Source organism: Pseudoflavonifractor phocaeensis (assembly GCF_016901735.1).
In the GTDB taxonomy this organism is placed as follows: domain Bacteria; phylum Bacillota; class Clostridia; order Oscillospirales; family Oscillospiraceae; genus Pseudoflavonifractor_A.
Map to the genome: position 1 here is coordinate 1 of NZ_JACLZC010000085.1, position 9,081 is coordinate 9,081.

Annotated in this window: 12 protein-coding genes and 1 pseudogene; all 13 read left to right on the forward strand. The window is 58.7% G+C overall.

The window, feature by feature from the left end:
- Window positions 1–65: 65 nt before the first annotated feature.
- Window positions 66–695: pseudogene (locus H7U37_RS13530) on the forward strand (VirB6/TrbL-like conjugal transfer protein, CD1112 family); the annotation flags it as partial.
- Window positions 696–709: 14 nt separating this feature from the next.
- Complete coding sequence (locus tag H7U37_RS13535) at window positions 710–961, forward strand: hypothetical protein (RefSeq protein ID WP_204876492.1); 252 nt, start codon at window positions 710–712, stop codon at window positions 959–961.
- On the forward strand, window positions 951–1,736 hold the full coding sequence (locus H7U37_RS13540; RefSeq protein WP_204876493.1) for a DNA-methyltransferase: 786 nt from the start codon (window positions 951–953) through the stop codon (window positions 1,734–1,736). The genes H7U37_RS13535 and H7U37_RS13540 overlap by 11 nt, the downstream gene beginning before the upstream one ends.
- 17 nt (window positions 1,737–1,753) lie before the next feature.
- Complete coding sequence (locus H7U37_RS13545; RefSeq protein WP_204876508.1) at window positions 1,754–2,311, forward strand: MT-A70 family methyltransferase; 558 nt, start codon at window positions 1,754–1,756, stop codon at window positions 2,309–2,311.
- Between the two features lie 2 nt (window positions 2,312–2,313).
- Window positions 2,314–2,688: a PrgI family protein gene (locus H7U37_RS13550; protein ID WP_204876494.1), complete on the forward strand. Its 375-nt coding sequence runs from the start codon at window positions 2,314–2,316 to the stop codon at window positions 2,686–2,688.
- The gene (locus H7U37_RS13555; protein WP_204876496.1) at window positions 2,618–5,002 is read left to right on the forward strand and encodes a VirB4-like conjugal transfer ATPase, CD1110 family; all 2,385 of its coding nucleotides are present in this window, start codon (window positions 2,618–2,620) and stop codon (window positions 5,000–5,002) included. Before H7U37_RS13550 ends, H7U37_RS13555 begins: the two co-directional genes overlap by 71 nt.
- Window positions 4,983–6,701, forward strand: a complete 1,719-nt coding sequence (locus H7U37_RS13560; RefSeq protein WP_204876497.1) for a C40 family peptidase — start codon at window positions 4,983–4,985, stop codon at window positions 6,699–6,701. Before H7U37_RS13555 ends, H7U37_RS13560 begins: the two co-directional genes overlap by 20 nt.
- 11 nt (window positions 6,702–6,712) lie before the next feature.
- Complete coding sequence (locus tag H7U37_RS13565; RefSeq protein ID WP_204876498.1) at window positions 6,713–6,970, forward strand: DUF4315 family protein; 258 nt, start codon at window positions 6,713–6,715, stop codon at window positions 6,968–6,970.
- Window positions 6,967–7,707 (forward strand): DUF4366 domain-containing protein, encoded by a 741-nt coding sequence (locus H7U37_RS13570; RefSeq protein ID WP_204876499.1) that lies wholly within the window; start codon window positions 6,967–6,969, stop codon window positions 7,705–7,707. Before H7U37_RS13565 ends, H7U37_RS13570 begins: the two co-directional genes overlap by 4 nt.
- A complete protein-coding gene (locus H7U37_RS13575) occupies window positions 7,704–7,880 on the forward strand; it encodes a hypothetical protein (RefSeq protein WP_204876500.1) in 177 nt (58 codons plus the stop codon). The genes H7U37_RS13570 and H7U37_RS13575 overlap by 4 nt, the downstream gene beginning before the upstream one ends.
- 4 nt (window positions 7,881–7,884) lie before the next feature.
- Complete coding sequence (locus H7U37_RS13580) at window positions 7,885–8,238, forward strand: cysteine-rich VLP protein (RefSeq protein WP_204876501.1); 354 nt, start codon at window positions 7,885–7,887, stop codon at window positions 8,236–8,238.
- A gap of 185 nt (window positions 8,239–8,423) precedes the next feature.
- Window positions 8,424–8,603, forward strand: coding sequence for a DUF4316 domain-containing protein (locus H7U37_RS13585; protein ID WP_204876503.1), 180 nt, complete (start codon window positions 8,424–8,426; stop codon window positions 8,601–8,603).
- Window positions 8,600–8,947 carry a plasmid mobilization protein gene (locus H7U37_RS13590; RefSeq protein ID WP_204876505.1) on the forward strand — a complete coding sequence of 116 codons (348 nt, stop codon included), beginning with the start codon at window positions 8,600–8,602 and terminating at the stop codon, window positions 8,945–8,947. Before H7U37_RS13585 ends, H7U37_RS13590 begins: the two co-directional genes overlap by 4 nt.
- Window positions 8,948–9,081 lie beyond the last annotated feature (134 nt).

Below are 9,081 nucleotides of genomic sequence, written 5' to 3' on the forward strand. Positions count from 1 at the left end.
CTTTTTGAATTCTGGTGTGTATCGTTTGTTTGCTATCCCTTTTGGCATAATAAAGCACCCCACTTGTTATCCAGTATATCATACTGTCTAACAAATGGGGTGCAGTTCAGGACTACTGGATTTTCTTCAAGTGGATTTTCAAAACGGCTGCGGCTATCCTCATTCTGTCCAACACATTCAATATCGTTATGGCGGTGTTTGATGTGTCCCAAAGCGTGATTGCCAGCGCAGCCGGGATTGTGCAGGGCTCAACGGACATTTCTTCTTCCATGATCGACACGCTGGAGGCAAGTCTGGAAACCATGAGCCTTGGCGCTCTGCTGGGGCTGTGGCTCCAATCGTTCCTCATTCATGTAACCATGTGGGCGCTGAACATCGTGATTTTCGTCATCGTCTACGGGCGCATGATTGAGATTTACCTGCTCACAAGTCTTGCTCCGCTGCCCGTGGCGACCCTCTCCAACCGGGAGCTGGGCAGCATGGGCCAAAACTATTTGAAGTCCCTGTTTGCTGTGGGATTCCAAGGGATGCTGATCCTTGTGTGCGTCGCCATCTATGCGGTGCTCATTCAAGGGATCGCCACGGGCGGCGACCCCATCGGGGCCATTTGGGGCTGTGTGGGGTACACGGTGCTGTTGTGCTTCTGCCTGTTCAAAACGGGGACGATTGCCCGGAGCATCTTTAGTGCTCATTAAGAAAGGGGTGTTGTATGCCAAGAAGATACGGGCCGGACGGAACAGCCCTGTGGAATGGAAAAGCCCCGGAGGAATTTTCCGAGGCGGATGTGTACCGCTTCATGGCGGAAACGGAGGAGGTGCTGCAAAAGCGGGAGCTGCTGGGCGGTGAAAGCGACGCCAGGTCGATTGCCCAGCGGCTGGCCGAGGGCCGCACACAGGCCGCCCGGGACAACGCCGCCCGCCCCGCCAAGGCAGCGGTGAAGGAGTCCGGGCATGACCGATAAAGCCGCTTTGGGACAAACTGTCCCAAACATGGCGGAGGGCCTGTACCTCATGGACGGGATCAAGGGGCTGCTGTCCCTGCCCCAGCACTCGGTTGATATGCTGCTCACCGATCCGCCCTACGGCACCACCCGGAATTACTGGGATGTACCGCTGCCGCTCCCCGAGCTGTGGGAGGCGGTGAAATGGGCGGTCAAGCCCAACGGGGCGGTGCTGTTCTTCGCCCAATGCCCCTATGACAAGGTACTGGGATCGTCCAACCTGTCCATGCTCCGCTATGAGTGGGTATGGTACAAAGAACGGGGAACGGGTTTTCTCAACGCCAACCGAGCCCCGCTGAAAAAGTCGGAGAACATTCTGGTGTTCTATCAGAAGTCCCCGGTCTATCATCCGCAATTCACCTATGGGGAGCCCTATCGCCGGGTATATTCCCGCAGCGGCTCCAGCACTAACTATGGAGCATTTGAGCGTGTTGGTACGAAGTCCAGCGATGGGCGGCGCTATCCGGGAAATGTGCTGTTTGTCCCTACGGTGATGGGCGGCATCCACCCAACGCAAAAGCCTGTGGAGCTGTGCGAATACTTCATAAAGACCTACACCGACGAAGGAGCGGTGGTAGCGGATATTTGCGCTGGCTCCGGCACAACGGCGGTGGCGGCCCTCAATACGGGCCGCCGCTTTGTCTGCTTTGAAAACGCCCCAGCCATCTACGGCCCCGCCGTCCAACGCATTGAGCAGGCACGGCTGGCCGTGGAGCGTGGCGGGAAAGGAGTGTAATTATCGGAGAGTATTCCATCATCTATGCCGATCCCCCGTGGCGCTACTCCCAAAAGGGCTTGCAAGGGGCGGCGGAGCATCATTATCCCACCATGAGCATTGACGAGCTTTGTGCGCTGCCTGTGGCCGATCTTGCGGCCCCGGACAGCGCACTTTTCCTGTGGGCCACCTTTCCCCAGCTCCCCGAGGCCCTGCGGCTGATCCGGGAATGGGGCTTCACCTACAAAAGCGTGGCTTTTGTCTGGCTCAAGAAAAATCGCAAGGCGGATAGCTGGTTTTACGGGCTGGGCTTCTGGACACGGGCCAATGCGGAGGTTTGCCTGCTGGCGACACGGGGCCACCCCAAGCGGCAGGCGGCCAACATTCACCAGTTTATCATTTCGCCTATCGAGGCCCACAGCAAAAAGCCGGACGAGGCCCGGGACAAGATTGTGGCCCTCATGGGCGATCTGCCCCGTGTGGAGCTATTCGCCCGGCAGATCCCGCCCGGCTGGGATGTGTGGGGCAACGAGGTACAGTCTACGCTCCGGGACTTCGGGACAAATTGTCCCAAGGTGGGCAAGAAAGGAGGCTGAATATGCCCTATGTGAATGTCCCCAATGACCTGTCCAAAATCAAAACCAAGATTGCCTTTAATCTCACCAAGCGGCAACTGATCTGCTTCGGGATCGGGGCGGCTATCGGGATTCCCACCTATCTGCTGACCCGTGGGGCCATCGGCAACACCGGGGCGCTGTTCGTCATGCTGGGGATCATGCTCCCGGCCTTTCTCATGGCGATGTACGAAAAGGATGGGCTGCCCTTTGAAAAGGTGCTGCGGAACATGATCAACACCAAGTTCCTGCGCCCCGGCATTCGGCCCTATCGGACGCAGAATATCTATGCTCTATTCACGGGAAAGGAGGAGTCTATTGAACGCAGCCAAAGCAAAACCAAACGCAAAAAGAAATGAGCGCCGGGCGGTAGTGTCCGCCCAGCAGACCATCCCCTATGTGGCGATGCACCCGGACGGGATCTGTCAGCTCCCCGGCGGGCTCTACACCAAGACCGTGGAATATGAGGACATCAACTACGCCGTGGCGTCCACCGAGGATCAGACCGCCATCTTCGGCGGGTGGAGCTCGTTTCTCAACTACTTTGACAGTTCCTTGCCCTTTCAGCTCTCCTTTGTCAACCGCCGTTCCCGCAGCGCCAACCGCTACAAGGTGAACATCCCGGAACAGGAGGACGAGTTCAACAGCATCCGGCATGAATATGTGGAGATGCTCAAAGGCCAGATTGCCAAGAGCAACAACGGCATTGAGCGCACCAAGTACATCACCTTTGGGCTGCCCGCTGGCAGCGTGGCCGAGGCCCGGCCCCGGCTGGGCCGTGTGGAGGCCGATGTCATGGGCAACCTCAAACGGCTGGGGGTGCAGTCCCAGCCCTTGGATGGCCGTGACCGTCTGGCGGTGCTCCACGGCCAGATGCACCCGGGGAGCCGGGAGCCGTTCCGCTTTTCATGGAAGGACATTCCCCAGCACGGCATGGGGACGAAGGACTATATCGCCCCGGACAGCTTCGACTTCCGGCAATCCCGGACTTTCCGGATAGGCCAGTCGTGGGGCGCTGCGTCTTACTTGCAGATTTTAGCGTCGGAGCTCTCGGACAAGCTGCTGGCGGAAATCTTGGAGCTGGACGCCGAGCTCACCGTCACGCTCCATATTCAGACGGTGGATCAGCTCAAAGCAATTAAAACCATCAAGGGAAAAATCTCTGACATTGGCCGCATGAAGGCCGAGGAGCAGAAAAAGGCGGTGCGGGCCGGTTATGATATGGAGATTTTGCCCCCTGACCTCATTACCTTTTCCAAGGACGCCGCCGAGCTGCTGGCCGATCTCCAATCCCGCAACGAGCGGATGTTCCTGCTGACCTTTACCGTGGTGAACATCGCCCCCACCCGGCAGCGGCTAGAAAACGATGTGTTCACCGTGGGCGGCATCGCACAGAAATACAACTGCGCCTTGAAGCGGCTGGACTGGCAGCAGGAGCAGGGCTTCGTGTCCTCGCTGGTGCTGGGGTATAACGGCATCGAGATCCAGCGGGGCATGACCACCAGCTCCACGGCGATTTTCATTCCCTTTATGACCCGGGAGCTCCGCATGGGCGGGCAGGCACTCTACTACGGCATGAACGCCCTTTCCCACAATGTCATTATGGCTGACCGCAAGAAGCTGAAATCGGCCAACGGGATGTACCTCGGCTCCACGGGCTCCGGCAAGAGCTTCGCCGCCAAAAGAGAGCTGATCAATGTGTTCCTCGCCACCAATGACCGGATCATCGTGGTAGACCCAATGGGCGAATACGCCCCGCTGGTGCAGCGGCTGGGCGGGCAGGTCATCGACATCGCCCCGGACAGCCCCCACCACATTTCGCCTATGGATTTGCAGATGAACGCCAACGACGATGAAAGTCCGCTTTCTATGAAGGCGGATTTTTTGTTGTCCCTGTGTGAGCTGATCGTGGGCGGACGGGAGGGCTTGCAGCCCATTGAAAAGACCGTGATTGACCGCTGTGTGCGGCTGGTGTACCGGGAAATGGCGCTGGGGCTGGAAACGGCCAAAACGCCGCTGTTGCAGGATTTGTACGAGGAGCTTTTGAAGCAGCCGGAGCCGGAGGCCCGCCGTGTGGCAACGGCGTTGGAGCTCTACTGCACCGGCTCCCTCAACCTGTTCAATCACCCCACCAATGTCAACCTCAATTCCCGGGTGGTGTGTATCGTCCTCAAAGGGCTGGGCGAAAACCTCCGCAAAATCGCCATGCACACCACCAATGAGTTTGTCACGGCGGCGGTGAACGCCAACCACAAGGCCGGGATCGCTACATGGTGCTACTTTGACGAGTTCCATATCCTGCTGCGGGACGAGCTCACCGCCAGCTACTTTGTGGCCGTGTGGAAGATGCTCCGCAAAAAGGGCTGCGTCCCCAGCGCCCTCACGCAGAATGTGAAAGACCTGCTGGCAAGCCCGGCCATCTCCAACATTCTGGACAACACGGATTTTCTGATCCTGTTGTCCCAGGCCCAAAGTGACCGGGCGATCCTCGCCAAGCAGTTGGGCATTTCCGAGCACCAGCTCTCCTACATCACCCACTCCAATTCCGGCGAGGGGCTGCTGTTCTATGGAAATGTGACCATCCCGTTTGTGGATCGGTTCCCCAAGGGAGAAATCTATAACCTGCTGACCACCCGCCCGGAGGATATGGCCCATGAACGAAAAGACGAATAAGGCCGGGGCCACTTCGGGACAAAATGTCCCGAAGTCCCCAAATGGGGCCCCCACAAAGTCGGATGACTTTGTGGGGAGAGGAGGAGCAACGGAGCGGGCGGATTTTGGCGGCAGCGCTGCCAAAGAAGCTAAAGCGAAGTTTGCGACGACGAAGTTCCGGCATAAGAGCCAGCAGGAGCAGACCGCTGCCAGCAAGCTCCGCATGGAAAAGCGGGGTGAAAAGCTGGAGAAGGCCAAGGAAAAGCTGGCGAAGCAGAAACCGCCCAAGCCGCCCGGCCCGGTTCGCCGGGTGGCCGGGACGGTGGGCGGCGGCGTTCACGGTTATGTGCATGGCAAGATTTTCGAGGTGGAGCAGGACAATGTGGGCACCGAGGGCGCTCACCGTTCCGAGCTGGTGGGCGAGTCCGCCCTGCGCCACGGCAAGCGGTTTGTGCAAAAGAAAATCCGGGAGCACCCGGCCAAGGCTGTCCGCAAGGTCGAGTCCAGGCACATCAAGGCCACGGCGGACTATCACTACCGCATGGCCGCTCAGGAGCACCCGGAAATGCAGGGCAACGCCCTGTCCCGGCTGATCCAAAAGCAGAAAATCAAGCGGCAATATGCCAAACAAGCACGGGAGGCCGCCAAGCAAGGAGCCAAGGCCGCCGAAAAAACGGCAGTCACCACGGAAAAACTGGCGGCCCGGGCCGTGGGCTTCGTCAAGCGGCATCCCGTGGGGGTACTGCTGTTTGTGGCAGTGTTCCTGCTGCTGGTGATGATGCAGTCCTGTATGTCCTCGCTGGCAACGCTGGGCAACGGCACGGCAGGGGCTGTGGGGGCATCCACCTATCCCGCCGAGGACGCTGACCTGCTGGGGGCCGAAGCCGCCTATTCCGGCATGGAGGCCGATCTGCAAAACTATCTGGACACCTATACCAGCACCCACAGCTACGACGAATACCATTTTGACCTCGATGAAATAGAACACGATCCCTATGTGCTGCTGTCCATCATCAGCGCATGGCATGAGGGGGAATGGACGCTGGCTGAGGTGCAGGACACTTTGCAGATGCTCTTTGACCGCCAGTACACGCTCACGGAAACGGTGGTAACGGAAACCCGGTATGACGCAGAGGGCGATCCCTACACATGGTATATCTGCTATGTCACGCTGGAAAGCGAAAACCTTTCCCACCTGCCTGTCTACATCATGGGCGAGGAACAGCTTTCCCGGTATGCCCTCTACATGGCGACGCTGGGCAACCGTCACGATCTGTTCCCCGGCTCCGACTATGTGGACAAGTACACGGGCGATCCCGTGGAGCATGAAGTCCCCGAGGAATATCTGGCGGACGAAACCTTTTCCGCCCTGCTCACCGAGGCGGAGAAGTACATCGGCTATCCGTATGTCTGGGGCGGCTCCAGCCCGTCCACTTCCTTTGACTGCTCCGGCTATCTCTCATGGGTGCTCAATCAATGTGGCTGGAATGTGGGACGGCTGGGCGCACAGGGCCTATACAACTACTGTGCCCCCACCAGCTCACCCCAGCCGGGCGATCTGGTGTTTTTTGTTGGCACCTACGACACGCCGGGGGTCAGCCATTGTGGGCTGTATGTGGGGGATGGCTGGATGCTCCATTGTGGTGATCCCATCAGTTACACCAACCTCAACAGCAGCTATTGGCAATCTCATTTCTACGCCTACGGGCGTTTACCGTAAAGGAGGCTTTCATGGCAATTTCCAAAAGCGCAAAGATCGAGGCCGAGATTGAAAAGGTCAAGGCCAAAATCTCCGAACAGCAGGCCCGTCTGAAGGAACTGGAACAGAAAAAGGTGGAGGCGGAAAACAGCGAGATCGTGGACATCGTGCGGGGCATGAGCATCCCCCTTGCCGAGCTGCCCGTGGTGCTCCAGCAGATCCGGGCCGGGGCCACCTTGGGACAAAATGTCCCGAAGTCCGAAACCGAAGATAAGGAGGACAGCGAATGAAAAAGCGGATTAAGATGCTGACAGCGGCGCTTTGCGCCGTTGTTCTTCTGTGCGGCTTCTCCGTCACGGCCTACGCCGGGGGCGGCCCCGAATGGGAGGGCCTTGACCCTGCGGAGGAAACCACTACCCCCGAGCCCACCATTGAGCCCGGCGAGGGCTTCACCGAGGAGGGCAACCTTGTGACCCGTGATCTGCTCTATGACGAGCACACCAACAAGCAGTTTATTACCGTCCAGACCAGCGGCGGCAGCACCTTTTATATCGTCATTGACTACGACAAGCCCACCGACGAGGACGCTGAACAATATGAAACCTACTTTTTCAGCGTGGTGGACGAGGCCGATCTGCTGGCCGCTCTGGAGGCGTCCGGGACGGAACTGCCCGAGTGTACCTGTGCGGAAAAGTGCGTGGCGGGGGCAATCAATATGGATTGCCCGGTGTGCTCCACCAATATGACCGAGTGCGTGGGGGCGGAGCCCGAGCCCGAACCTGTGGAGGAGCCGGAGCCTACCCCCGAACCGGAGCCCGAACAGGCGGGCGGAAACACCGGGACGCTCCTGCTCATTCTGGCGGTGGCTCTGGTGGGCGGCGGAGCCGGGTGGTATTTCAAGGTTTACCGCCCCAAGCAGCAGCGGGCCGCTGAAACTGAGGAGGACTACGGGGACGGGCTGGAAACCTACGACGATACCCCGCCGTGGGACGAGGAGGACGAGGACGAAGCGGAGGGCGACAAATGAAATTCACCAACAGCCCTTATGAAACGATGATGCAGCAGGTTCCCCGGTATGAGCGGCCCGAGCCTGTCAAGGCCCCGGAGGGCTCCCGCTGCCACGGCTGCCCCTACTGGCAGGGGATCGGGTGCGTGGCCTGCTACCGGGAACTGCTGAAAGGCGCTGGCGGCGGGAGGTGAAGCGGTGGCCCGAGAGCTGACCCGTGAGGAAAAGGCAGCCATCCGAAAGTTGGTGACAAGGCTGTGCGCCAACTATGACCGGGATGTGGGCTGCCTGCCGTTGGACTGTCCCTGCTATATGCTGGAAAAGTGCTGGACGGGGGCGCTGTGCCGCTACTTCCGAGAGGCGGTGCTGCCCAATGATCCCGTGCTGGAGGCGTCCCTCGCTGCGGAAGGCCCCGCCCCGGAAACCCGGCCCTGCCCGGTATGCGGCAGGGCTTTTCTCCCCAATGGCCGGACACGGTATTGCTCCTCCGGCTGTGCCAGGACTGCTCTGCGGCAGCAAAAGAGAAACTACATGAGGAAAAAGCGAGGCTGATGCGTGGAAAATTAGGCCCCGGAAATGCCCATATTTCAAGGCTTTCCGGGGCCGCTTTTGAAGTGGGTAATATGTTTTCATTGGCTGCCCCAATTTAGGGCAAATGCTTTCCACACTTTGCGCCGGGACTTCGGGACATTTTGTCCCAAAGTCCCGGCCCTTTCTGCTTACAAAAAGGAGGTACTATGTACGAACAGGATAACCCGCTGAAAACCGTGGAGCTGTCCACCAAACAGAACTACAACATGATTGACGGCCTGCTGAACAACGCCCTGGCCCTGCCGCCCCAGCCCCCGGAAAAGGAGCTGGACAAGGTGAAGGAGCCCCCCAACAAGCATAGGAGCCGGGAGCGTGAGGAGCGGTGACAAAGAAACGCCGCCGCTGTGTCCATCTTCATGTGATGGTGACGCCGGAGGAGCAGGCGCTAATCAGGGAACGCATGGCCGAGGCGGGCATTTCCAATATGGGGGCCTATATGCGGAAAATGGCCTTGAACGGCTATGTGCTCCATGTTGATCTCTCGGACATCCGGGAGCTGGTGTCTCTCCAGCGGCGGTGCGCCAACAATCTCAACCAAGTGGCGATCCATGTGAACACCTACGGCGGCATTTACCCCGACGAGATCAAGGCCCTGCAACGGGACTACGCTGACCTTTGGGGGCCGCTGTCTGATCTGCTGAAAAAGCTGTCGGCGGTGGTGGAGATATAAATAAATAGCCCGGGAGTGGCTTTATGTGAAGTGACCCCCAAAAGTTAGACAATATTTGAAAGTAAAAATTGTTTAAGCAGCCGAAAGGGCTTGTTGTCTGTGAATTGCAGGCGGCAAGCCCTTCAGCTTTGCCT

Bases quoted from the DNA above. Each gene is read 5' to 3' on its own strand.
- H7U37_RS13535 (WP_204876492.1), top strand. From the start codon at position 710: ATGCCAAGAAGATACGGGCCGGACGGAACAGCCCTGTGGAATGGAAAA.
- H7U37_RS13540 (WP_204876493.1), top strand. From the start codon at position 951: ATGACCGATAAAGCCGCTTTGGGACAAACTGTCCCAAACATGGCGGAG.
- H7U37_RS13550 (WP_204876494.1), top strand. From the start codon at position 2,314: ATGCCCTATGTGAATGTCCCCAATGACCTGTCCAAAATCAAAACCAAG.
- H7U37_RS13555 (WP_204876496.1), top strand. From the start codon at position 2,618: ATGCTCTATTCACGGGAAAGGAGGAGTCTATTGAACGCAGCCAAAGCA.
- H7U37_RS13560 (WP_204876497.1), top strand. From the start codon at position 4,983: ATGAACGAAAAGACGAATAAGGCCGGGGCCACTTCGGGACAAAATGTC.
- H7U37_RS13565 (WP_204876498.1), top strand. From the start codon at position 6,713: ATGGCAATTTCCAAAAGCGCAAAGATCGAGGCCGAGATTGAAAAGGTC.
- H7U37_RS13570 (WP_204876499.1), top strand. From the start codon at position 6,967: ATGAAAAAGCGGATTAAGATGCTGACAGCGGCGCTTTGCGCCGTTGTT.
- H7U37_RS13575 (WP_204876500.1), top strand. From the start codon at position 7,704: ATGAAATTCACCAACAGCCCTTATGAAACGATGATGCAGCAGGTTCCC.
- H7U37_RS13585 (WP_204876503.1), top strand. From the start codon at position 8,424: ATGTACGAACAGGATAACCCGCTGAAAACCGTGGAGCTGTCCACCAAA.